We start from the raw sequence: 23,932 nt of genomic DNA, 5'->3' as shown, positions 1-23,932 counted from the left end.
GTTGCCGCCCCCTGACGAGGGGGTTGCTGCCCCCTCGCGGCCCGCCTGTGGACGGCGGCGTGGACCCGGACGTCGAGCATGCGCTTGCATGCCGGCATGCCGGAGCTGATCAACGACGGATCGCCGTTCACCACCGAGCACGCACCCTCCATCGGGCTCACCCCGAAGATGCTGAGGCTGCGCCTCGACCAGGGCCTGCTCCGGCGCGAGTTCAGGAACGTCTACGTCGATGCCGCGGTGCCCGACTCGCGCCGCACCCGTCTGCGCGCGCTGGCACTGGTCACGCCCGACAACGCGATCGTCTGCGACGAGACGGCCGCGTGGGTCCGCGGACTCGACGTCTTCGCGCCCGGACGTCGCCGAGATCTCGCTCCGTCCATGCTCGTGCGGCACGGCACCGCCCGGGTCGAACGTCCGGGGAGCTCGGGTCGGCAGGCGATCATCGACCCCGACGACGTCGAGTACGTCGACGGCCTGTTCGTCACGACCCCGCTCCGCACGGCGTCCGACCTGCTGCGCCGCATGTACCGTCCCTACGCCTTGGCGGCGGCCGACGCGTTCGCCCACGCCGGCCTGATCGATGTCGACGAGATGATCGACTACGTCGCCCGGCTGAAGGGATACCGGGGCATCGTGCAGGCACGGAGCCTGGCCGCCGTCGTCGACGCCAGGACGCAGGCACCCGGCGAGTCGTGGCAGCGTCTTCGCATCCTGGACGCCGGGCTCCCTCCCCCGACACCGCAGTTCGAGGTGGTCGACGACTTCGGCCGCTCGTACTTCATCGACCTGCCCTACCCGGACGTCCTCGTGGGCACCGAGTACGACGGGCGCGAGTTCCACACCGACGACCGGCATCGGCAGCATGACCGCGAGCGGCGCACGTACCTCTCGGACCTCTACGGGTGGCGGTGGGTCATCGGCACCCGCGAGCGCATCTTCGGCGACGACGTGTCGTTTCGAGCACGAGCTGGGGACGCTGCTGGGCATCACGCCGTCGGCGCGCCGGTGGGGCACACGCCGCCTGCCCGGGGCGGCAACCCCCTCGTCGAGGGGCGGCAACCCCCTCCTCGACGTCACTGGGTGAGGCGGTAGACGTCGAAGACGCCCTCGACGGTGCGGACGGCGCTCAGGACGTGGCCCAGGTGCTTGGGATCGGCCATCTCGAACGTGAACTTCGACTTCGCGACGCGGTCACGACCGGTCGACAACGATGCCGACAGGATGTTGACGTGCTGGTCGGAGATGACCCGGGTGATGTCGCTCAGCAGGCGTGGACGGTCGAGGCCCTCGACCTGCACTGCGACCAGGAACGTGCTCTTGCCCGTCGGCGCCCAGCGGACGTCGACGAGCCGTTCGGGCTGGCTGCGCAGCGACAGCAGGTTGACGCAGTCGGTGCGGTGCACCGAGACGCCCTCGCTGCGGGTCACGAAGCCCTGGATGTCGTCGCCCGGCACGGGGGTGCAGCACCGCGCGAGCTTGATCAGCACGTCGCCCTCGAGGCCGGCCACGATGACGCCCGCATCGCGGTTCTCGGCTCGCGGGCGACGGGCGCCGATGCCCGGCAGGGTCGTCGCCTCGGCGAGGTCCTCCTGCGCGCCCTCGCGACCGCCGGCCAGGTCGATGACCCGCTCGACGACGCTCTGCGGGCCGACGTTGCCCTCGCCCACCGCGGCGTACAGCATCGAGACGTCCGCCAGGTGCAGCTCCTGGGCGACCGTCGACAGCGTCTCGTGCTTGAAGAGGCGGTGCAGCGGCAGCCCCTCCTTGCGCATCTGCTTGGCGATGAGGTCCTTGCCCCGCTCGATCGCCTCCTCGCGCCGCTCCTTGGTGAACCACTGCCGGATCTTGTTGCGCGCGCGGGGGCTCGCCACGAAGTCGAGCCAGTCACGGCTCGGGCCGGCGTCGACCGACTTGGACGTGAACACCTCGACGACGTCGCCGCTCTCGAGCGTCGACTCCAGCGACACGAGCCGACCGTTGACGCGCGCGCCGATGCAGGCGTGCCCGACCTCGGTGTGCACGGCGTACGCGAAGTCGACGGGCGTCGCGTTGGCCGGCAGCTGGATCAGGTCGCCACGGGGCGTGTAGGCGTAGACGCCCGCATTGTTGATCTCGAAGCGCAGCGAGTCGAGGAAGTCGACGGAGTCCTCGGTCTCGGACTGCCAGTCGAGCACCTCGCGCAGCCACAGCATGTCGTTGGCGTCGGCTCCCCCACCGCCACCCTTGGCACCCTTCGCGCCGGCGTCCTCCTTGTACTTCCAGTGCGCCGCGACACCGTACTCGGCGCGCCGGTGCATCGCGTACGTGCGGATCTGCAGCTCGACGGCCTTGCCCTGCGGGCCGATCACGGTCGTGTGCAGCGACTGGTACATGTTGAACTTCGGGACCGAGATGTAGTCCTTGAACCGACCCGGGATCGGGTTCCAGCGGGCGTGCAGCACGCCGAGGACGCCGTAGCAGTCGGCCACCGAGTCGACGAGGATGCGCACGCCGACCAGGTCGAAGATCTCGGAGAACTCGCGGCCGCCGACGAGCATCTTCTGGTAGATCGAGTAGTAGTGCTTGGGACGGCTCGAGACCGTCGCCTTGAGCTTGACGTGGCGCAGGTCGGACTCGACCTCGCCCGTGACCCGCTCGAGGAACTGGCCGCGTGACGGCGCCCGGTCGGCCACGAGCCGCACGATCTCGTCGTAGACCTTCGGGTGCAGGGTCGCGAACGCGAGGTCCTCGAGCTCCCACTTGATCGTGTTCATGCCGAGGCGGTGGGCCAGCGGTGCGAAGATCTCGATCGTCTCGCGGGCGATGCGCTCCTGCTTGTCCTGGCGCAGGTAGCGCAGCGTGCGCATGTTGTGCAGGCGGTCGGCGAGCTTGATGACGAGCACGCGGATGTCGCGACTCATCGCGACGACCATCTTGCGGATCGTCTCGGACTGCGCGGAGTCGCCGTACTTGACCTTGTCGAGCTTGGTGACGCCGTCGACCAGGTGCCGCACCTCGTCGCCGAAGTCGGCGGTCAGCTGGTCGAGCGTGTAGGGCGTGTCCTCGACGGTGTCGTGCAGCAGCGCCGCGCACAACGTCGGCGACGTCATGCCGAGCTCGGCGAGGATCGTGGCGACCGCGAGCGGGTGGGTGATGTAGGGATCGCCGCTCTTGCGCTTCTGGCCGTCGTGCATCCGCTCGGCGATCTCGTACGCCTTCTGGATCGCGGTGATCTCACCCTTGGGGTGGGTCGCGCGGTACACCTTGAACAGCGGGTCGAGGACGTCGACCGATCCGGCCTTGCTGCCGCCGATGCGGGCGAGGCGGTTGCGGACGCGCGCGGAGGTGGGGACCGAGTCGGTGTTCTTCGACTCGACCGACGGGGTCTCGATGCGATCAGCCACGCGCTCTCCTCACTGTCTTGTCAGTCTAGTCGGACGGTGTGCACGCGGCGCGCGTCAGACCAGCTCGCCGATGAGGGTCGCGGCCGCGCCGAGCACGAGGATCGCGACGAGGACGAGCGCGACGATGCGCACCTGGTGGGGGTTCATGCGGTCTCGTTTCGGTAGGGATCGGGTCAGTACGTGCGCAACGTGCCGCAGCCCGTCGCGCCCAGACGCTCACGGCCGCCGAGGGCCGCGAGCTCGATGAGGACGAGGTTGCCGGCGACCGTCGCGCCGGCCTGGCGCACGAGGTCGTCGGCCGCCAGCAGGGTGCCGCCGGTCGCGAGCACGTCGTCGACGACCAGGACCCGCGCGCCCGGGGGGATCGCGTCGACGTGCATCTCCATCGTCGCCGAGCCGTACTCGAGGTCGTACGACGTCGACAGGGACGTCGAGGGCAGCTTGCCGGCCTTGCGGACGGGGACGAAGCCGACGCCGAGGCGCAGGGCGATCGACGGGCCGAACAGGAAGCCGCGGGCCTCCATCCCGAGCACCGCGTCGACCGGACCGGTCTCCTCGGCCAGGCTCACGAGCCCGTCGATGACGGCGCCGAACGCCACGGGGTCGGCCAGCAGCGGGGTGATGTCGCGGAACGTCACCCCCGGCTCGGGCCAGTCGGCGATGGGTCGTACGAGGCGGTCGATCACGGCGTCGAGCTCGCTCACGAGGGTCCTTCCGTTCGTCGGGGTGTCAGGGGTGAGCGGTGGTCGGGTCAGCTGGCGCCGAGGTTCACGTCGCAGACGTCCTTGGCCTGCTTCGAGATGTCGGCGCGGGCGTCGGCGAAGGCCGAGTTGTTGAGCTTCTGCAGGTCGGCGGCGAAGGCCGTCAGCTTGTCGACGCTGACGCCCTCGGGGATCTTGCCGGACTGGATGTCGGGGAGGTCGTCGAACGTCAGCCCGGCCTCCTTGATCTTCTCCTCGACGGACGTCGCGGCGTCGTCGAGCGTCTTCCACTGGTCCTCGAGCCCGTCGGGCGCCTCGTCGGCGAGGCGGTGGAAGGTCGCGAAGCCCTCCTCGAGCTTCGTCAGGTCGCCGGACGACAGCGACTCGAACGTCGGCCTCGCCGCGGCGATGTCCTGGCAGTACGTGCTGCCGGCGCCGCCGTCCGCCCCGTCGCCGCCGCTCCCCCCGTCGCCACCGGTGCACGCGGCGACCGACGTGCCGATCAGGACGATGCCGGCCAGAGCCAGGGAGATCTTCACGCGCGCTCCTCGTGCGACGGGTGCGGAGGCGTCCCGCACCGCTGACTGGGTGTCGTCAGCATGATGTCACGCACGGGTGACGGGTCGGGTCAGGAACCCCCCTTGCCGCGCTGGGAGCGCGGCTTGCGGGAGGGCTGCGCGCGCTTCGCCGAGCCGGTCGTCTGCACGGGACGCGACGGGGCGGCCGATGCGACGGCCACCGGCTCCGCAGCGGCCTCCTTCGCGCGGCGGGCCATGACGCGGGCGGCCTGGGCCTTGATCGCCGGCTCGTGCTCCTTGAGCTGCGAGGCCAGCGGTGTCGCGATGAAGATCGACGAGTACGTGCCGGCCGCCATGCCGACGAACAGGGCCAGCGCGAGGTCCTTGAGCGGCCCGGTGCCGAGCACGCCGGCGCCGACGAGCAGCAGCGCGCCGACGGGCAGCAGGGCCGTGATCGAGGTGTTGATCGAGCGGACGAGCGTCTGGTTCACGGCCAGGTTGGCCTGCTCGGCGTACGTGCGGGTCGTCGACGACAGGACGCCCTTCGTGTTCTCGCGCACCTTGTCGAAGACCACCACGGTGTCGTACAGCGAGTAGCCGAGGATCGTCAGCAGGCCCGTGACGGTCGCGGGCGTCACCTCGAAGCCCGACAGCGCGTACACGCCCGCCGTGATGACCAGGTCGTGCGCCAGCGCCACGATGCCCGCGACCGACATCCGCCACTCGCGGAAGTAGGCCCAGATGAAGATCACGATGATGACCAGGAAGACGATCAGACCGGTCAGCGCCTTGGTGGCGACCTGCTTGCCGTAGGTCGGGCCGATCAGGTTCTGGCTGACCTCGGACGCGCCGGCCTCCTCGAGCGACTGCGCGACCTGCGTGGCCTGGTCCTGGGTCAGGGCCCGGGTCTGCACGCGGATCGTGTCGGCGCCCGAGGTCTGGACGGTCGGGTCACCGGCCTCGGCGACGCCGGAGTCCTCGACCGCCGTGACCATGTCGTCGGCGGACTCGGAGTTGGCGACCTGGACCGTCGCGGTGAACTCGACGCCCCCCTTGAACTCGACGCCGTAGTTGAACCCCCGCACCACGAAGGCGAGCGCCGCGAGCACGACGATCGCCGCCGAGATGGAGTACCAGAGCTTGCGTCGTCCGACGAAGTCGAACGCGACGCGCCCCTCGTAGAGGTGCTGACCGAATGTGCTGATGCGACCCATCAGGAGACCTTTCCAGCGGTGCCGGCGGAGCGGGACGTCCGGGCGATCTCGCTGACCTTGCGGCCGGAGATGCCCAGGTGCCCGGCATCGAGGCCCGAGAGCTTGTGCCCCTGGCCGAAGAACTTCGTGCGGGCGAGGATCGAGACGAGCGGCTTGGTGAAGAAGAACACCACGAAGACGTCGATCAGCGTCGTGAGGCCGAGGGCGAACGCGAACCCGCGGACGACGCCGATCGCGAAGATGAACAGCGTCAGCGCGGCGATGATCGAGACGGCGTCGGCCGCCAGGATCGTGCCGCGGGCGCGGGTCCAGCCGGCCTCGACCGCCAGGCGCAGCGACTTGCCCTCGCGCACCTCGTCGCGGATGCGTTCGAAGAACACGATGAACGAGTCGGCCGTGATGCCGATCGCGACGATGAGTCCGGCGATGCCGGGCAGGGTCAGGGTGAACCCGACGCCCTTGCCGAGCAGCAGCACCATGACGTAGGTCAGGGCGGACGCGACGAGCAGCGAGCCGATGATCACGAGACCCAGGCCGCGGTAGTAGAGCAGGCAGTAGACGACGACCAGCAGCAGGCCGATCGCGCCGGCCACGAGCCCGGCCTGCAGCTGGGTGCCGGCCAGCGACGGCCCGATCTCCTCGCTGCCGTTGACGCCGAACGTCAGCGGCAGGGCGCCGAACTTGAGCTGGTTCGACAGCTCCTTGGCGGTGGTGGCGGTGAAGCCGCCCGTGATCGACGAGACGCCGTTGGTGATCGCGGCCTGCGAGGCGGGCGCGGTGATGACCTCGCCGTCGAGCACGACGGCGAACGGGCTCTGCGCCGGGGTCAGCGCCGTCGTGACGTCCTTGAACGCCTGCTTGCCGTCGCCCTTGAGCTTGAGCTGGACGCTCCACTCGGCGCGCTGCGAGTCGTACATCGGGTCGGCGCCGGAGATGTCGGAGCCGGGGATGACGGTCGGGCTGAGGATCATGACCTGCCCGGTCGACGCGTCGCACGTCACGAGCGGCTTGCCGGCGGTGTCGTCGACGTCGACGCCGTTGGGGTCGCAGACGAAGCCGGCGGCCTCCTGCTGGAGCGCCGTGATGGCGGGCTGGTACTCGGCCGGCAGCGACGTGACGCCCTGCGTCTCGGCGGCGATCATCTGGTCGAGCGTCAGCTGGGACCAGTCGACCTTGTCGATCTCGGCCTGCTGGGCCGTGACGTCGGCGGGGGTCGTCGCGCTCGGCAGGTTGCCGGCCCAGACCAGGCGGAAGCGCAGCTGCGCCGTCTTGCCGACCTGGTCGACGATGTTCGCGCGGCGCTCACCGGGGATCTCGATGATGATCTGGTTGCTGCCCTGCGTCGTGACCTCGGCCTCGGCGACGCCGGTGGCGTTGACGCGCTGGTCGATGATGTTCTTGGCCTGCTCGAGCTTCGCGGCGGTGACGCCGCCGGACTCGGCCTTGGCCTCGAGCGTGATGCGGGTGCCGCCCTCGAGGTCGAGGCCCAGCTTGGGGTGCCACGGGTTGTCCTTCGAGTCGTCCGTGGCGCCGATCAGCGCGACCAGGCCGTAGAGCGCGATGATCACGGCGAGGAACAGGACGAGGGTGCGCTGGGGGCGCGCGCGGTTGGCGCTGCGCGTGGTCTTGGCGGCCATCAGACGTCGGTGCCCGGCTCGGAGGTGGGCTCGGACCCGATGACGCGGGACACGGCGTGCCGGTTGACCGTCACGACCACCTCGGGCGCGATGCGCAGCTCGATCGTCTCGTCGCCGATCGTCACGATCTCGCCGAAGATGCCGCTGGCGAGCATGACGTGCTGGCCCGGGGTGAGCGTGCTCTGCAGCTGCTGGAACTGGCGGCGGTTCGCGCGGGCCGGTCGGATGACCAGCACCAGGAAGGCGACGACCAGGATGACGAGGGGGAGGATGGACGCCCAGTCGTTCACGATGGATGCTCCGTTGTGCGTGTGAGGAGACCCGCGGGAGCGGGCCATGGCCGGTGGGCCGTCGGATAGTTTAGCCCGGCAACCGTCTCATGGTGCTCCCCCACGCCACGGCGTGATCACCCAGGGTCGTCGGGCGGCGCGAGCTGGTCGGTGCCCGCCGGCACCGCGAGCCCCAGGTGGCGCCAGGCGGCCGGTGTCGCGATGCGTCCCCGAGGCGTCCGGGCGAGGAACCCGAGCCGGACCAGGAACGGCTCGGCGAGCTCCTCGACGGTCTCGCGCTCCTCGGCGACCGCGACGGCCAACGTCGAGATGCCGACCGGTCCGCCGCCGAAGCTGCGGCACAGGGCGGTCAGCACGGCCCGGTCGAGTCGGTCGAGCCCCAGCTCGTCGACCTCGTAGAGCGCCAGCGCGTCGCGGGCGACGTCGTGGTCGACGACTCCCCCGGCGCGCACCTCGGCGTAGTCGCGCACCCGGCGCAGCAACCGGTTGGCGATGCGCGGCGTGCCCCGCGACCGCGACGCGATCTCGCGCCCGCCGTCGTCGGTGACCCGCAGGTCGAGCAGGCCGGCCGACCGGTCGACGATGCGGTGCAGCTCGTCGGTGTCGTAGTAGTCGAGCTGCGCCGTGAACCCGAACCGGTCGCGCAGGGGGCTGGGCAGCAGGCCCGCCCGGGTCGTCGCGCCGGCGACGGTGAACGGCGGGATCTCGAGCGGGATGGCCGTGGCGCCGGGCCCCTTTCCCACGATCACGTCGACCCGGAAGTCCTCCATCGCCATGTAGAGCAGCTCCTCGGCCGGTCTCGACATGCGGTGGATCTCGTCGATGAACAGGACGTCGCCCTCGTTGATCCCCGACAGGATCGCCGCGAGGTCGCCGGCGTGCTGGATCGCCGGACCGCTCGTGATGCGCAACGGGGCGCCCAGCTGGTTCGCGATGATCATGGCCAGCGTCGTCTTGCCGAGGCCGGGCGGTCCCGACAGCAGGACGTGGTCGGGGGTGCGGCCACGGGCGACGGCCGCCTCGAGCATCAGCGAGAGCTGCTCGCGGACGCGCTCCTGTCCGACGAGCTCGTCGAGCGTGCGGGGTCGCAGGGCGGCCTCGAACGCCCGGTCCTCGGGGTTCGCCTCGGCCACGATGGCCTCGAAACCGTCGTCCATGGGTCCGTCGTCGTGCATCAGCGGGTCTTCGCCAGAGAACGGAGCGCGTCGCGCAGGATCGTCGAGACGTCGGGCACCTCACCGGGCGGCAGGTCGCCCGCGACGGAGTCGAGCGCGGCCTCGGCGTCGCGGGTCGACCAGCCCAGGCCGAGCAGCGCCTCGTGCACCTGCCCGCGCCACGACGCTGCGCCGGCGGCGACCGTGGTCGTCACGCCCACGCGGTCCTTGAGCTCGACGACGATGCGCTCGGCGCCCTTGCGACCGATGCCGGGGACGGTCGTCAGGGTCGCGAGGTCGCCCTGCCCGATGGCCTGGCGCAGCCGGTCGGGGTCGAGGACCGCCAGCATCGCCTGGGCGACCTTGGGGCCGACGCCGCTCGCGGTCTGCACGAGCTCGAACATGTCGCGCTCGTCGGGCGTCGCGAAGCCGAAGATCGTCAGGGAGTCCTCGCGCACGACCATCGACGTCGACAGCTGCACCTCGCGCCCGATGCGCAGCGACGCGATCGTGCCGGGCGTGCACATGACCTGCAGGCCGACGCCGCCGACGTCGAGCACCGCCGACGTCAGGGTGACGGCCGCGACCGGGCCCCGGACGTGGGCGATCACCGGACCGCCGCCGTGCGGGATGCCTGCTCGGCCTTGGCGATGGCCTCCTGCAGGCGGTTCTGGGCCCCACCGCGCCAGATGTGGCAGATCGCGAGGGCCAGCGCGTCGGCGGCGTCGGCGGGCTTCGGCGCCTCGGCCAGCCGCAGGAGCCGCGTGACCATGCCGGTGACCTGAGCCTTGTCGGCCCGGCCGCTGCCGGTGACGGCGGCCTTGACCTCGCTGGGCGTGTGGAGGTGCACCGGGATGCCGTGGCGCGCGGCGACCAGCATCGCGATGCCACTGGCCTGGGCGGTGCCCATCACGGTGCTGACGTTGTGCTGGCTGAAGACCCGCTCGACCGCGACGACGTCGGGGCGGTGGGCGACCACGCTGGCGTCGATGAGCTGCTCGAGCTGGTGCAGGCGGCGGGCGGTGTCGAGCTCGGCCGGGGTGCGGAACACGCCGACGTGCACCATCGACAGCGTCCGGCCGACGCTGCCGTCGACGACGCCGACACCGCAGCGCGTGAGTCCGGGGTCGATGCCGAGCACCCTCATGCGGTCGAGTCCGAGCCGTGGGACGCCATCGCGGTAGAACGCATGTTCGACAGCCTACGGGTCTCCCCCGTCACGATGTCGGCGACTCGCCGGGACGTGCCAGACGCCCCCCACGGATGTCGTCGGCGAGCTCCAGCATCCGGTGGTGCGACGTGCGCCAGCCGCGCACCGCCTCGGCCCGCACAAGCCGGTCGGCCCTCCACGCCTCGACCGGCCACCGGGCCACCGCGGCGGCTCGCAGCAGCACGAACAGGGGCAGCAGGAGCAGCAGCAGGAGGAGCTCGGCGACCATGATCGCCAGCACCGCGATGAACGGCACCACGACGACCAGGACGATCACCCCCACGAAGATCGCCAGCCCGATCAGCAGGTCGTCCGGCGAGCCCCCACCGGCGTCGGCGACGTCGGCGAGCCGCTCCGGATCGCGCCTGCGGAGCCGCCAGGGCAGCCACCGCCGCTTGACCCGCCAGGTGGCACCCGACGGGTCGTGGACGATCACTGCACCTGGGCCATGACCTCGTCGGAGGCGTCGAAGTTGGCGAAGACGTTCTGCACGTCGTCGCTGTCCTCCAGGGCGTCGATGAGTCGCATGATCTTGGTGGCCGCGTCGACGTCGACGTCGACCGTCATGGTCGGGACGAACAACGCGTCGGCCGAGTCGTAGTCGAGGCCCGCCTCCTGAAGCGCCGTGCGGACGGCCACGAGGTCGGTCGCCTCGCTGATGACCTCGAACGACCCGTCGAGGTCGTTGACCTCCTCGGCGCCGGCGTCGAGGACGGCCACCAGGACGTCGTCCTCGTTGGTCGGGCCGCCCTCCTGCTCCTGCGGGACGATGATGACGCCCTTGCGGTGGAACATGTAGGACACCGAGCCCGGATCGGCCATCGTGCCGCCGTTGCGGGTCATCGCGGTGCGGACCTCCATCGCGGCACGGTTCTTGTTGTCGGTCAGGCACTCGACCAGCAGCGCGACGCCGCCGGGGGCGTAGCCCTCGTACATGATCGTGGTGTAGTCGACGGCGTCGGCGCCGACACCACCGCCGCGCTTGACGGCGCGATCGATGTGGTCCTTGGGCACCGACGACTTGCGGGCTTTCTGGATCGCGTCGTACAGCGTGGGGTTGCCGTCGGGGTCGGGACCGCCGATGCGGGCGGCGACCTCGATGTTCTTGACCATCTTGGCGAACATCTTGCCGCGCTTGGCGTCGACGATGGCCTTCTTGTGCTTCGTGGTCGCCCACTTGGAATGCCCTGACATGAGGGACCCTCTCTTCGGCTGTAAAACGAGTGTTCGGCGGTTCAGCGAGCCCCGGGTGCTCGACGGTCTACGACTGCTGGACGAGGTCGACGAAGGAGCGGTGCACGCGATCGTCGTCGCCCACTTCGGGGTGGAACGAGGTCGCCATGACGCTGCCCTGCCGGACCGCGACGATTCTACCGGCTGCCGGGCCGTCGGGGATCGTGGCGAGCACCTCCACGGCGGGTCCGACCTCTTCGACCCACGGTGCACGGATGAAGACGGCGTGCACCGGGTCGTCGAGACCGGCGACGTCGATGTCGCCCTCGAAGGAGTCGACCTGGCGTCCGAACGCATTGCGCCGCACCGTGATGTCGAGCCCTCCGAGGGTCTCCTGGCCTGGGATGCCGTCCTCGATGCGATCGGCCAGCATGATCATGCCGGCGCAGGTGCCGAACGCCGGCAGGCCACCGCGGATGCGATCGACGAGCGGGTCGAACAGCTCGAAGGTGCGGGCGAGCTTGGCCATCGTCGTGGACTCGCCGCCGGGCAGCACGAGCCCGTCGCAGCGGTCGAGCTCAGCGGGGCGCCTCACCGTGAACGCGTCGACGCCCAACCGGGTCAGGGCCTCCACGTGCTCGCGCACGTCACCCTGGACGGCGAGCACACCGATGGCGGGGGTGGGGGCGGAGGCGGGCACCGGCCCACCCTACTGAAGGGGTGCGGCGCGACGACTCATGCCCGGTGTGACGACGGCGATGGCGTGAGAGGACCGAGGTCCCCCAGGGGATACGCCACCGCCGCCGCACGAGGTCGGTCTCGTCGTCCGACGCGAACGTCGGACGGGTCTGAACTCCCTCTCACCGGTCCGCGGTGCGAGGCACTCCCATACCTCTCACAGACCGGCAGGAGCATCATACTCTCCCCGCCACCACGCGACGCCACCACGAGGCCGAGCGAGCGCAGCGAGCGAAGGCCAGATCGTCCTGCGCGGAGCGCAGGCCGCGACGGAGTCGCGGGGACCGGCGGAGCCGGTCCAGACCTACCAGCCGCGCTCGGCCAGGCGGTGGGGCTCGGGGATGTCGTCGACGTTGATGCCGACCATGGCCTCGCCCAGGCCGCGCGAGACCTTCGCGATGACGTCGGGGTCGTCGTAGAACGTCGTGGCCTTGACGACCGCGGCAGCGCGCTCGGCGGGGTTGCCGGACTTGAAGATGCCCGAGCCGACGAACACGCCCTCGGCGCCCAGCTGCATCATCATCGCCGCGTCCGCGGGCGTCGCGATGCCGCCGGCGGTGAACAGCACCACCGGGAGCTTGCCGGCCTCGGCGACCTCCTTGACGAGCTCGTACGGGGCCTGCAGCTCCTTGGCGGCGACGTACAGCTCGTCCTCGCTCAGCGACTGCAGGCGGCGGATCTCGCCACCGATCTTGCGCATGTGGCCCGTCGCGTTCGAGACGTCGCCGGTGCCGGCCTCGCCCTTGGAGCGGATCATCGCCGCGCCCTCGGTGATGCGACGCAGCGCCTCGCCCAGGTGCGTCGCGCCGCACACGAACGGGACCGTGAAGTTCCACTTGTCGATGTGGTTGACGTAGTCGGCGGGCGTCAGCACCTCGGACTCGTCGATGTAGTCGACGCCGAGGCTCTGCAGCACCTGCGCCTCGACGAAGTGGCCGATGCGCGCCTTGGCCATGACGGGGATCGAGACCTCGGCGACGATGCCGTCGATCAGGTCGGGATCGGACATGCGTGCGACGCCGCCCTGCGACCGGATGTCGGCCGGGACCCGCTCGAGCGCCATGACCGCCACGGCGCCCGCGTCCTCGGCGATCCGGGCCTGCTCGGCGTTGACCACGTCCATGATCACACCGCCCTTGAGCATCTCTGCCATGCCACGCTTGACGCGTGACGTTCCGGTGCCGGCTGACGTTGCTTCGTTGCTCACTGCGGTGTCCTTCGTTCTGCTGGAGGTCGTCATTTCAGTCTACTCCCGAGACGCCGGGGACGATCTGCCGGACACATGCCGGACGAGCGGCTCAGCGACGGACGAGCCGGGGCCGGCGGCGGCGCGACGCGGCGGACGTCGAGGCGGCCTCGAGCATCGCGTCGAGCCGGACGATCTTGCGGCGCGGACGGCCCTCCGTCCGGCCCGCGGCCCGCTCGGCGGCGTCGATCGCACGCCAGCCGCGCAGGTCGATCGCGGCCGCCACCCGGTCCCCGACCAGCCGCCTGAACTCGCTCGACGCCCCCGCCGGCTCCGTCAGCAGCCCCGCGTTGGCGTCGGCCACCAGGGCGTCGACGGTCTCCTGCGCGCACGACCTGTTGGTGCCGATGAAGCCGCTCGGACCCCGCTTGATCCAGCCCGCGACGTAGGTGCCGGGCATGCCGTCGACCCGGCCGGACGCGTGCGGCACCGTCGCGGACGCGGCGTCGAAGGGCAGCCCGGGCAGGGCCACCCCGCGGTAGCCGATCGACCGCAGCACCAGCCCGGCCGACACGGTCTCGACGTCGCGGGTCGCGACCGCGCGCACGACTCCCCCGCCGTCCGGCACGAGGTCGTTGCGGACGAGCCCGACGCCGGCGACACGACCGTCGCCGTCTGCGTCGACGACCTGGGGTGAGCTCGCGAACCGGAACACGATGGTGCGCGCGCCGGGGCGCCGCGGCCGGGCCGCGGCCTCGCGCAGCAGGTCGAGCTTGCGTGCCGTCATGACGTCGGTGCCGGCCGGCACGACGAGGGTGTCGCCGTGCACCTCGACGTCGATGTCGTCCCGCTCGACCAGCCCGACGAGCTCGGGCAGCGTGAACGCCGCGTGCTCGGCGCCGCGACGACCGACCAGCACGATCTCGCGCACGGCGGACGCCCTCAGGGCCGTCAGGGCGTGGTCGGCGATGTCGGTGCCCGCCAGTCGCTCGGGGTCGGTCGCGAGGACCCGCGCGACGTCGAGGGCCACGTTGCCGTTGCCGATGACGACCGCGCGGTGGCCCGAGAGGTCGAACGTCCGGTCGGCGTGGTCGGGGTGGCCGTTGTACCAGGCCACGAAGTCGGTCGCCGTCGTGCTGCCCGGCAGGTCCTCGCCGGCGATCCCGAGCCGGCGGTCGTGCGAGGCACCGGTCGCGTAGACCACCGCGTGGTGGTGCGCCGCGAGCTCGTCGTGCGTCACGTCGACACCGACGTCGACACCGAGCAGGTACCGGAAGCCCGGCTGCTCCTCGATGTGCCGGAACAGGCCCTCGACGGTCTTGGTCGACGGGTGGTCGGGGGCGACCCCAGCCCGCACCAGGCCGTGCGGCGTCGGCAGCCGGTCGATGACGGTGACCCGCACGCCCGGCCGCTTCAGCAGCTCGTCGGCCGCGAACAGCGCTGCCGGGCCCGAGCCGACGATCGCGACCCGCAGCCGGTCGGTCGACGTCCGTGCGACGAGCGGCGTGACGGGAGCCTGCGCCGGGTACGAGCGCGGCGTCTCGTGGAACAGGGCGTTGATGTCGACGAACGGCAGCTGCTCGGCGGTCAGCCTGTCGTGGGCGCTGATCGCGCCGACGGGGCACGCCGTGACGCACGCGCCGCAGTCGACGCACGACACCGGGTCGATGTAGAGCATCTCGGCGAGCCCGAAGTCGGGCTCGTCGGGCGTCGGGTGGATCGCGTTGACGGGGCACGCGAACACGCACGAGGCATCGCCGCAGCACGCCTGGGTGACGACGTGGGGCACGTCAGTCCCGGGGCGCGGCGAAGACCACGGGGGGCTCGCTGCGGTAGCGCGACACGCGACCGTCGATGCGGCACAGGCGCCACATGAGTCGTGACGCCCGGCTGCGACGCAGGCCCGCCTGGTCGGCCAGCATGCGCACGTCGCCGAACAGCTCCTGCAGACGCTCGCGCGACTCCGGGGCACGCCAGTAGAGGTCCTTCATGACCGAGCGCGGGATGCCGAACTCACGCCGGAACGACTTCGACGGCACCATGATGACGTCGCACAGCACCCGCATGATGACCGGGAACAGCAGCGAGATGACGACCTTCTCGACGGGCCCGAGCCGCGGCGCGTTGCGCCGGATGTAGTGGTGCGCGAACGAGATGTGACGGGCCTCCTCGGCGACGTGGATCTCCATGATGCGCGACAGCACGGGCGGCAGCTCCTTGCCGCTGCGCAGGACGCCCTTCTGGGTGTGGTCGATCGGCTCCTCCCCCGCCAGCACGCCGATGAAGAACGCGTAGGGCGCCGCCGACCCCGCCCACGGCAGCAGGCCGGCGACGCGGCGCATGAGCCACGGCATGCCCTCGACCGGCGCACCGATGCGGTTGACGGTCTCCTGGAACATCTGGGTGTGGTGGCACTCCTCGGTCGCCTCGTGCGTCAGGTAGCGGTACTCGGGCGAGCCGTTGGGCAGGGTGAAGACGTACTGCATGATGCCGCGGATCAGGATGTTCTCGAACTGCAGGCCGACCTTGAGGATGTTGGCCTGGCGCCACTGCCCGATCGCGATCTGACGCTCCAGCGACTGCGCCTGGTACCAGGGGTGGGCACCGAGGGGGTCGACGTCGGACGGCAGGACCCAGCGCGGGTCGTCGGGACGGACCTGGAAGTCGGGGTGGTCCCACGGGACGTCGACGAAGGCGTCGAAGTGACGGTCGACGGACGCCTGCGACAGCGAGCGCAGGATGTCGGCGTACTGCTCGGGGCTGACGTCGACCGGGATGTCGGGCAGCTCGGCGTCGTGCTGGGCGCTGTGGTGGTCCAGGGTCTGAGACATGGGCACTCCTCGGTGTGGCGGTCCTCACAGCATGTGGGATACCGAGGGTATGTGTCAATGCCGATGTCACATACGATCTGTCACATCGCGACTGTCACGACCGATGCGTCACAGCGCGGGGTCGTCGACCGTCTGGTCGTACACGATGCGCATGCGCTGGAACACCGTGATCAGCGATGCGATCGCGAGCGCCCACAGCGTGATCTCGCGCAGGAACGGCAGGTCGAGCAGGCCCGCGAAGCCCGTCATGACCAGGATCGCGACCAACCGGTCGGACCGCTCGGCGATGCCGCCCTTGGCCGTCATGCCGAGGCTCTCGGCCCGTGCGCGCGCGTACGACGTCAGGTTGCCGAGCACCAGGCACGCGAGGCTCAGGTACAGGTACATGCGCGGGTCGCCGAGGTCGGCCTCGGCGTCGGACGTCGTGTAGTACAGCATGATCCCGCCGAACACCGCGGCGTCGCCGACCCGGTCGAGGGTCGAGTCGAGGAACGCCCCCCACTTGGACGCCTTGCCGAGCTTGCGGGCCATGTAGCCGTCGATCAGGTCGCTGAAGACGAACGCCGTCACGACCATGACGCCGACGAAGAACTGGCCGCGCGGGAAGAAGAACAGGGCCCCGCCGCTGACTCCCAGCGTGCCGACGACCGTGACCTGGTTGGGCGTGATGCCGAGCCGGAGGAACAGGTCGCCGAGCGGCGCCCAGATGTTCGTCCAGAACTGGCGGAAGCGTTCGAGCACGGTGTTCCCTTTACTCTTGAGGTCGGGTCTCGAGGTCAGTGCGCCGGCCAGGCGTCCGCGAGCATCTCGCGGGTCTCGCCGAGCATCTGCGGCATGGTCTTGGTCCGCCCGATGACGGGCAGGAAGTTCGCGTCGCCGCCCCACCGGGGCACGACGTGCTGGTGCAGGTGCGCTGCGATCCCGGCGCCGGCGACGTCGCCCTGGTTCATGCCGAGGTTGAAGCCGTGGGGGCTCGTGACCTCGCGCATGACCCGCATCGCCGTCTGGGTCAGCGACGCGACCTCGGCGGTCTCGTCGGCGTCCAGGTCGGTGTAGTCGGCGACGTGGCGGTAGGGGCAGATCAGCAGGTGCCCGGCGTTGTACGGGTACAGGTTCAGCACGGCGTAGGCGTGCTCGCCACGGTGGACGATCAGCCCCTCGGCGTCGTCCATCGCGGGGATGCGGCAGAACGGGCAGTCGACGGCGTCGGACGTCGACGGCTTGCCCTCACCCTTGATGTAGCGGACGCGGTGGGGCGTCCACAGGCGCTCGAACGCGTCCGGCTCCCCCACGCCGTCCTGCTCGCGGGGGGCGTCGGGCCCGTCGCCGCCGGAGGTCATACCTGGACCCGTGAGCGGATCGCCTCGACGATCCGCTCGACGGCGTCGTCGACCGGGACGCCGTTCTCCTGCTCGCCGTTGCGGTAGCGGAACGACACCGCGTCACCCTCGACGTCGTTGTCGCCGGCGATCAGCATGAACGGCACCTTCTGCAGCTGCGCGTTGCGGATCTTCTTCTGCATCCGCTCGTCGGAGTCGTCGACCTCGACCCGGATGCCCAGCGTCTTGAGCCGCTTGGTCAGGTCGTACAGGTAGTCGGCGTGCCGCTCGGCCACGGGGATGCCGACGACCTGCACCGGCGCGAGCCACGGGGGGAACGCGCCGGCGTAGTGCTCGACCAGGACGCCCATGAACCGCTCGATCGAGCCGAACTTGGCCGAGTGGATCATGACGGGCTGCTGGCGCGAGCCGTCGGCCGCGACGTACTCGAGGTTGAACCGCGGCGGCGACGGCATGTTGAAGTCGTACTGGATCGTCGACATCTGCCAGGTGCGTCCGATCGCGTCGCGCGCCTGCACCGAGACCTTCGGTCCGTAGTACGCCGCCCCGCCGGGATCGGGCACGAGCTCGAGACCGCTCTCGAGGCAGACGTCCTCGAGCACCTTGGTCGCGACCTCCCACTCGGCGTCGGAGCCGATGAACTTGTCGGGCTTGGAGTCGTCGCGGGTCGACAGCTCGAGGTAGAAGTCGTCGAGGCCGAAGTCGCGCAGCAGGCTCAGCACGAAGTCGAGCAGGTGGCGGATCTCGTCGGGTGCCTGCTCGGGGGTGACGTACGAGTGCGAGTCGTCCTGCGCGAAGCCGCGCACGCGCGTCAGCCCGTGGATGACGCCGGACTTCTCGTTGCGGTAGACGTGCCCGAACTCGAACAGGCGCAGCGGCAGCTCGCGGTACGAGCGCTGCCGCGAGCGGAAGATCAGGTTGTGCATCGGGCAGTTCATGGCCTTGAGGCGGTAGTCCTGGCCGTCCATGTCGAGCGCCGGGAACATGCCCTCGCCGTAGTACGGCAGGTGGCCCGAGGTGTAGAACAGGCCCTCCTTCGCCACGTGGGGGGTGCCGACGTACTCGAAGCCCTCCTCGATGTGCCGGCGGCGGACGTAGTCCTCCATCTCGCGCTTGATGACGCCACCCTTGGGGTGGAAGACCGGCAGGCCCGACCCGATCTCGTCGGGGAAGCTGAACAGGTCGAGCTCGGTGCCGAGGCGACGGTGGTCGCGTCGCTGCGCCTCCTCGATGCGGTGGAGGTGCTCGTCGAGCGCCTCCTTGGTCTCCCACGCGGTGCCGTAAATGCGCTGGAGCTGCTTGTTGTTCTCGTTGCCGCGCCAGTAGGCCGCCGCGCTGCGCATGAGCTTGAACGCCGGGATGCGCTTGGTGGTCGGCAGGTGCGGGCCGCGGCACAGGTCGCCCCAGGCGACGGAGCCGTCACGCTTGAGGTTGTCGTAGATCGTCAGGCCGCCCTCGCCGACCTCGACGCTGGCGCCCTCGGCCGCCCCCTCCACGTCGCCGGTGGCGGTCGACTTCAGGCCGATGAGCTCGAGCTTGTAGGGCTCGTCGGCCAGCTCGACGCGCGCGGCGTCGTCGCTGACCTCGCGCCGGTCGAACTTCTGGCCCTCCTTGACGATCTTGCGCATGCGCGACTCGATCTTGACGAGGTCCTCGGGCACGAACGGCTCGGGCACGTCGAAGTCGTAGTAGAAGCCGTCGACGATCGGCGGGCCGATGCCGAGCTTGGCGTGCGGGAACAGCTCCTGCACCGCCTGCGCCATGACGTGAGCGGTCGAGTGGCGCAGGATGTCGCGGCCGTCGGCCGAGTCGATCGCGACCGGCTCGACCTCGTCGCCCTCGACGAGCGGGTACGCGAGGTCCTTGAGCTCGCCGCCCACGCGCGCCGCGATGACGTCGGGCGAGTCGGCGAAGAGCTGCCAGGCCTTCGTGCCCTCCTCGACGGATCGACCCTCTGAGCTGACGGTGATCTGGATGTCGGACACGGTGGAGCTCCTCGTTCGGTGTGACGCGCCCTACGGATGGCGCGTGCTGCTTGGCACCACCCTAGTGCCCGCCGTCACCCGCGGACCCGCGCCCGGTGCGGTGCGCGCGGCGGGATCTCCGGCACCGGCATCAGCAGGGCGGCGGGAGCGCCCTCGGGGACGGCGGGACGCACCGGCGCGACGACCGGCACCCGGACGTAGGGCTGCCCCAGCGGGGGACGGGCGTCGGCCTCGCCCTTGTTGGGCCACAGCGCGATCGCCCGCTCGGCCTGGGCCGTGATCGTCAGGGAGGGGTTGACGCCGAGGTTCGCGGTGATCGCCGATCCGTCCGTGATGTGCAGGCCCTCGTGGCCGAAGACCCGCTGGTACGGGTCGACGACGCCCGTGGCCGGGGAGTCGCCGATGACGCACCCGCCGATGAAGTGGGCGGTCATCGGGATGCCGGCCAGGTCGGCGGTCGAGCTGCCGGCGTTGCCGCCCACCTCCGTTGCGAGGTCGCGGGCGACCTTGTTGGCCATCGGGATCCACTTGGGGTTGGGGTCGCCGACGCCCTGCCGGCTGGTCATGCGGCGCCCGAGCAGGCCCTTCTTGACGTACGTCGTGATCGAGTTGTCGAGCGTCTGCATCACCAGCACGACGATCGACTGCTCGGCCCACCGGCGCGGGTTGTGGATCGCGAGTGCGCGCCGCAGCCCCAGCATCCGGTACGCCTTGACGACCGCGCCGAGCTGCGAGCCGCCGTGCCCACCGTCGACCAAGGGCGCGTTGATGAGGCCCAGCGCGCTCGATCCCACGCCGTACCGACAGACCTCGACGTGGGTGTGCTCGTCGGGGTGGAACGACGACGTGATCGCGACCCCGGGCGTGTAGTCGGCCTCGCGACGCATCGAGCGAGCCGTCAGGACGGCCTCGGAGTTGGTCCGGCTGAGCTCGCCGATGCGCGGCGAGAGGCGCGGCAGCGACGTCTCCTTGAGCTGGTGGAGCAGTCGCTGGGTGCTGAGGGCGTTGCCGGCGAACACGACCTGCTCGGCGGTGAAGCTGCGCCGCCGCAGGGGGTTGCCGGTGCGCCGCGTGCGGACCTCGTACCCGCCGGACCGGCGGGGACGCACGTCCGTGACGGTCGTCAGCGGGTGGACGACGGCGCCGGCGTTCTCGGCCAGGTGCAGGTAGTTCTTGACCAGCGTGTTCTTGGCGTTGTGGCGGCACCCGGTCATGCAGGCACCGCAGTCGATGCACGCCGTCCTGTTGGGTCCGGCGCCGCCGAAGAAGGGGTCGGCGACGGGCTCGCCGGGTGCGACGCCGTGGTCGGCCCCGAACAGCACGCCGACGTCGGTGGGGTGGAACGTGTCCTCGACGCCGTAGTCGCGTGCGAGCGCCCGCAGGTGCTCGTCGGCGGGGCTGCTGCCGGGGTAGGTCGTGACGCCGAGCATCTTCTTGGCCTGCGCGTAGTGCGGCGCCAGCTCGCTCTTCCAGTCGGCCAGGTGGGCCCACTGGCGGTCGCGGTAGAAGGCGTCGAGCGGCTCGTAGAGCGTGTTGGCGTAGACGAGCGACCCGCCACCCACGCCCGTGCCGCTCGCGATCAGCACGTCGCGCAGCAGCGTGATGCGCATGATGCCGAAGCACCGCGCCCACGGCGCCCACAGGTAGCGGCGGGCGTCCCAGCTGTTCTTCGGCAGCTCGTCGTCCTCGAAGCGGCGACCGGCCTCCATGACGCCGACGCGGTACCCCTTCTCGGTCAGCCGCAGGGCCGCCACGCTCCCGCCGAAGCCGGAACCCACCACCAGGACGTCGTAGTCGTACGAACTCATGGCCCGAGCATACGACTCTTGTTGACACTGTGCCAATAGGCCGCGAAACTGGTGCCATGGCCGCCCCGCGACTCCGTCTGGCACCCGCCGAGCGACGACAGCAGATCATCGACGCCGCGCGCGAGCTGTACTCCGACCGCCCGTACGACGCGGTGTCGACGAGCGAGCTGGCCGACGCCGCAGGCGTCGCGCGCGGGCTGATCAACCACTACTTCGGCGACAAGCGCGAGCTCTTCCTGGCCGTGATGCGCGAGTCGATCACGATGCCGGAGCGGGCGCTGCCCGACTACGACGGCCGCAGCGTCGAGGAGCGGGCCCGGCTCACGATGGACTGGATCCTCGAGGCGGCCACGACGTACGGGCAGGCCTGGGTCGCGGCCAGCGGCGCGGCCAACCTGCACGGCAGCTCCGACATCCAGGCCGTCGTCGACGAGGCCGACGACCGTGCGGCGCGCCTCGTGCTCGACGCCCTCGGCCTGCCCGACACGCCGCACCTGCGCGCGCGACTGCGTCCGACCGCGGCCCTGACCAAGGCCGTGTGCCGCGAGTGGCTGCAGCGCGGCACGTTCACCCGCGACGAGGCCCTCGACCTGCTGACCGACAGCGTGCTGCTGTTCGTCCGGCAGACCCCTCCGACTCCCGCACGTCCCACGGAAGGCACCGACTCATGACCTCCATCGGCATCATCGGATCCGGCTTCGGCGCCCTGGCCGTCGCGATCGAGCTGAAGCGCGCGGGCCACACCGACCTGCGGCTGTGGGAGCGTGCCGACGGCATCGGTGGCGTGTGGCGCGACAACACCTACCCGGGCGCCGCCTGCGACGTCCCGTCACCGCTGTACTCCTTCTCGTTCGAGCCGTCGGCGGAGTGGTCGTCTCGCTACGGCGTCCAGCCCGAGATCCTCGACTACATCCGCTCGACCGCCGACAAGTACGGCATCACCCCGCTCGTCCAGCTGGGCCGCGACGTCGTCGCGGCCCACCACGACGAGTCGGCCTCGACGTGGACCGTCCGCTTCGACGACGGCGACGAGCAGACGGTCGACGTGCTCGTGTCGGCCGTCGGCCAGCTGTCGCAGCCCGTGCTGCCGCGCATCCCCGGCGTCGACACGTTCGAGGGACAGTCGTTCCACTCCGCCCGCTGGGACCACGACGTCGAGCTCGACGGCCGGCGCGTCGCGGTCGTCGGCACGGGGGCCAGCGCGATCCAGTTCATCCCGCACGTCGCCGAGCAGGCGTCCGACCTCGTCGTCTTCCAGCGGACGCCGTCGTACATCCTGCCCAAGCCCGACCAGCGGTTCGGTCCGGTCTACCGCCGCATGCTCCGGCACGCGCCCGGGGCGCTGAAGGCCGAGAGGGCCGGCTCGTGGGGCCTGGCCGAGCAGTTCTCGCGCGGGCTCGACGACGACTCGCTCGTCGGCAAGGGCATCAGCACGCTGGCGCGCCAGCACCTCAAGGCGCGCATCAAGGACCCGGAGCTGCGGGCCAAGCTGACGCCCGACTACCCCGTCGGCTGCAAGCGCATCCTGTTCGCCAACAGCTACTACCCGGCGATCGCCCGGCCCCACGTGCACCTCGTCGACCACGGCATCACCGCCGTCACCCCGACCGGGGTGCAGACGGCCGACGGGACGGTCCACGAGGTCGACGTCATCATCTACGCGACGGGCTTCGACGCACAGGAGTTCCTCGAGTCGATCGACATCACGGGCGTCGGCGGACGCCGGCTCGCCGACCAGTGGAAGGACGGCGCCCGGGCCTACCTCGGCATCTACGTGCCGAACTTCCCGAACCTGCTGGTGACCTACGGACCCAACACCAACCTCGGCGGCGGATCGATCGTCTACATGCTCGAGGCGCAGGCACGGCACATGCGTCAGGCCGTCGACCGCCTCGTCGCGGGGTCGTACCGCGCGGTCGAGGTGACGCCCGAGGCCGAGGAGGCGTACGACCACGACGTCCAGGGCCGGCTCTCCCACTCCGTCTGGGCGCACTGCGACAGCTGGTACCGCCACGCGTCGGGCCGCATCACGTCCAACTGGCCGGGCTCGACCCACCCGTACGCCCAGCGCACCAAGGTGCTCGAGCCGGAAGCGTTCCGCTGGTCATGACGTCCTATCCCCCCGAGCCGTGGGACCTCCACGGCCACGCCTACGTCGGCACGTGGCTCGTGCCGCTCGCCGACCTGCCCGCGCCGCACTCCCCCGCCACCCGGCCCGTCACGCTGTTCGGGCGGGGCATCGTCGGTGCCGCGTTCTTCGTGTACGAGCGGCCGAGCCCGCTGACGTACAACGAGATCATGTCGACGGTGCTGGTGCGCCAGGGCTGGCGGGTGCGCGTGTCGATCACTCACATCTGGGTCGACAGCGAGGCGTCGCGCGACGGTGGACGCGACCTGTGGGCGATCCCCAAGCAGCTGGCCGGGTTCGACGTCGTGACGCACCGGTCGTACATCGCCCGGGGCATCGGGTCCGTCGCCCTGCGGCGGGTGCGGCGGCTCCCGCGGGCGCTGCCGGCCGGGTTCGCGATCGCTCAGGACCAGCACGGCAGCCTGCTCGTGTCACCCGTCACCGGTCGCATGCGGTTCGGCGTGGCATCCGCCCGGTGGTCGTTCGCCGACGACGGACCACTGGCGTTCCTGCACGGCCGCAAGCCGCTCCTGACACTGGCGATCCGGCCGTTCCGGATGCTCTTCGGACGGCGTCGTCCCGGTAGTTGACAGCCTGTCCGGGCATCCCCACACTGGGCTCACCTCTCTCACCCCA

The 23,932-nt window shown here is 70.8% G+C and carries 23 protein-coding genes; 4 read left to right on the top strand and 19 right to left on the bottom strand.

Annotated elements, in window-relative coordinates; genetic code table 11:
• Positions 1–96: 96 nt before the first annotated feature.
• Entirely contained in the window at positions 97–1,092 is a 996-nt protein-coding gene (locus ASD10_RS10845; protein ID WP_056608127.1) for a hypothetical protein, read from the top strand.
• Here ASD10_RS10845 and ASD10_RS10840 read toward each other — a convergent pair.
• The 19 genes from ASD10_RS10840 to ASD10_RS10750 all read right to left on the bottom strand — a co-directional run bounded on the left by ASD10_RS10840 (position 1,074) and on the right by ASD10_RS10750 (position 21,168).
• Complete coding sequence (locus ASD10_RS10840; RefSeq protein WP_082556148.1) at positions 1,074–3,383, bottom strand: bifunctional (p)ppGpp synthetase/guanosine-3',5'-bis(diphosphate) 3'-pyrophosphohydrolase; 2,310 nt, start codon at positions 3,381–3,383, stop codon at positions 1,074–1,076. The genes ASD10_RS10845 and ASD10_RS10840 overlap by 19 nt on opposite strands.
• Before the next feature lie 173 nt (positions 3,384–3,556).
• Positions 3,557–4,087: an adenine phosphoribosyltransferase gene (locus ASD10_RS10835; protein WP_056608125.1), complete on the bottom strand. Its 531-nt coding sequence runs from the start codon at positions 4,085–4,087 to the stop codon at positions 3,557–3,559.
• Positions 4,088–4,134: 47 nt separating this feature from the next.
• Complete coding sequence (locus ASD10_RS10830) at positions 4,135–4,623, bottom strand: hypothetical protein (protein WP_056608123.1); 489 nt, start codon at positions 4,621–4,623, stop codon at positions 4,135–4,137.
• An 89-nt stretch (positions 4,624–4,712) separates the two neighbouring features.
• Positions 4,713–5,816, bottom strand: a complete 1,104-nt coding sequence (gene secF / locus ASD10_RS10825; RefSeq protein ID WP_056608121.1) for a protein translocase subunit SecF — start codon at positions 5,814–5,816, stop codon at positions 4,713–4,715.
• Positions 5,816–7,453 (bottom strand): protein translocase subunit SecD, encoded by a 1,638-nt coding sequence (gene secD / locus ASD10_RS10820; protein WP_056608119.1) that lies wholly within the window; start codon positions 7,451–7,453, stop codon positions 5,816–5,818. The genes secF and secD overlap by 1 nt, the downstream gene beginning before the upstream one ends.
• Positions 7,453–7,743 (bottom strand): preprotein translocase subunit YajC, encoded by a 291-nt coding sequence (gene yajC / locus ASD10_RS10815; RefSeq protein WP_056608118.1) that lies wholly within the window; start codon positions 7,741–7,743, stop codon positions 7,453–7,455. The genes secD and yajC overlap by 1 nt, the downstream gene beginning before the upstream one ends.
• A gap of 116 nt (positions 7,744–7,859) precedes the next feature.
• Positions 7,860–8,900 carry a Holliday junction branch migration DNA helicase RuvB gene (ruvB, locus tag ASD10_RS10810; RefSeq protein ID WP_235501808.1) on the bottom strand — a complete coding sequence of 347 codons (1,041 nt, stop codon included), beginning with the start codon at positions 8,898–8,900 and terminating at the stop codon, positions 7,860–7,862.
• Between the two features lie 17 nt (positions 8,901–8,917).
• Positions 8,918–9,508, bottom strand: coding sequence for a Holliday junction branch migration protein RuvA (gene ruvA, locus ASD10_RS10805; RefSeq protein WP_056608114.1), 591 nt, complete (start codon positions 9,506–9,508; stop codon positions 8,918–8,920).
• Complete coding sequence (gene ruvC, locus ASD10_RS10800; RefSeq protein ID WP_056608112.1) at positions 9,505–10,044, bottom strand: crossover junction endodeoxyribonuclease RuvC; 540 nt, start codon at positions 10,042–10,044, stop codon at positions 9,505–9,507. Before ruvC ends, ruvA begins: the two co-directional genes overlap by 4 nt.
• A 70-nt stretch (positions 10,045–10,114) precedes the next feature.
• Positions 10,115–10,543 carry a hypothetical protein gene (locus ASD10_RS10795; RefSeq protein ID WP_056608110.1) on the bottom strand — a complete coding sequence of 143 codons (429 nt, stop codon included), beginning with the start codon at positions 10,541–10,543 and terminating at the stop codon, positions 10,115–10,117.
• A complete protein-coding gene (locus tag ASD10_RS10790) occupies positions 10,540–11,301 on the bottom strand; it encodes a YebC/PmpR family DNA-binding transcriptional regulator (RefSeq protein WP_056608108.1) in 762 nt (253 codons plus the stop codon). Before ASD10_RS10790 ends, ASD10_RS10795 begins: the two co-directional genes overlap by 4 nt.
• Positions 11,302–11,368: 67 nt before the next feature.
• Positions 11,369–11,980: a pyridoxal 5'-phosphate synthase glutaminase subunit PdxT gene (gene pdxT, locus ASD10_RS10785; RefSeq protein ID WP_235501807.1), complete on the bottom strand. Its 612-nt coding sequence runs from the start codon at positions 11,978–11,980 to the stop codon at positions 11,369–11,371.
• Positions 11,981–12,322: 342 nt separating this feature from the next.
• On the bottom strand, positions 12,323–13,258 hold the full coding sequence (gene pdxS / locus ASD10_RS10780; RefSeq protein WP_082556146.1) for a pyridoxal 5'-phosphate synthase lyase subunit PdxS: 936 nt from the start codon (positions 13,256–13,258) through the stop codon (positions 12,323–12,325).
• 58 nt (positions 13,259–13,316) lie between these two features.
• Positions 13,317–14,993, bottom strand: a complete 1,677-nt coding sequence (locus ASD10_RS10775) for an FAD-dependent oxidoreductase (RefSeq protein WP_056608105.1) — start codon at positions 14,991–14,993, stop codon at positions 13,317–13,319.
• Position 14,994: 1 nt separating this feature from the next.
• Entirely contained in the window at positions 14,995–16,035 is a 1,041-nt protein-coding gene (locus ASD10_RS10770) for a diiron oxygenase (protein WP_056608103.1), read from the bottom strand.
• Positions 16,036–16,143: 108 nt separating this feature from the next.
• On the bottom strand, positions 16,144–16,776 hold the full coding sequence (gene pgsA / locus ASD10_RS10765) for a phosphatidylinositol phosphate synthase (RefSeq protein WP_056608101.1): 633 nt from the start codon (positions 16,774–16,776) through the stop codon (positions 16,144–16,146).
• A 35-nt stretch (positions 16,777–16,811) separates the two neighbouring features.
• Positions 16,812–17,375, bottom strand: a complete 564-nt coding sequence (locus tag ASD10_RS10760; RefSeq protein WP_056608099.1) for an HIT domain-containing protein — start codon at positions 17,373–17,375, stop codon at positions 16,812–16,814.
• Positions 17,372–19,360 carry a threonine--tRNA ligase gene (gene thrS, locus ASD10_RS10755; protein WP_056608097.1) on the bottom strand — a complete coding sequence of 663 codons (1,989 nt, stop codon included), beginning with the start codon at positions 19,358–19,360 and terminating at the stop codon, positions 17,372–17,374. Before thrS ends, ASD10_RS10760 begins: the two co-directional genes overlap by 4 nt.
• A gap of 74 nt (positions 19,361–19,434) precedes the next feature.
• The gene (locus ASD10_RS10750) at positions 19,435–21,168 is read right to left on the bottom strand and encodes an FAD-dependent oxidoreductase (RefSeq protein ID WP_056608095.1); all 1,734 of its coding nucleotides are present in this window, start codon (positions 21,166–21,168) and stop codon (positions 19,435–19,437) included.
• A 56-nt stretch (positions 21,169–21,224) separates the two neighbouring features.
• Here ASD10_RS10750 and ASD10_RS10745 point away from each other — a divergent pair, with 56 nt between their 5' ends.
• The 3 genes from ASD10_RS10745 to ASD10_RS10735 are packed head-to-tail and all read left to right on the top strand — an operon-like array spanning position 21,225 to position 23,886.
• A complete protein-coding gene (locus ASD10_RS10745; RefSeq protein WP_056608093.1) occupies positions 21,225–21,839 on the top strand; it encodes a TetR/AcrR family transcriptional regulator in 615 nt (204 codons plus the stop codon).
• Positions 21,836–23,278 (top strand): NAD(P)/FAD-dependent oxidoreductase, encoded by a 1,443-nt coding sequence (locus ASD10_RS10740; protein ID WP_056608091.1) that lies wholly within the window; start codon positions 21,836–21,838, stop codon positions 23,276–23,278. The genes ASD10_RS10745 and ASD10_RS10740 overlap by 4 nt, the downstream gene beginning before the upstream one ends.
• Positions 23,275–23,886 carry an acetoacetate decarboxylase family protein gene (locus ASD10_RS10735; protein WP_056608089.1) on the top strand — a complete coding sequence of 204 codons (612 nt, stop codon included), beginning with the start codon at positions 23,275–23,277 and terminating at the stop codon, positions 23,884–23,886. Before ASD10_RS10740 ends, ASD10_RS10735 begins: the two co-directional genes overlap by 4 nt.
• Positions 23,887–23,932: the final 46 nt, after the last annotated feature.

The sequence above is a fragment of the Aeromicrobium sp. Root472D3 genome (assembly GCF_001426485.1).
Classification (GTDB): domain Bacteria; phylum Actinomycetota; class Actinomycetes; order Propionibacteriales; family Nocardioidaceae; genus Aeromicrobium.
Note: the sequence above shows the minus strand (reverse complement) of the source record. Positions and strands in the feature narration are given on the sequence as shown.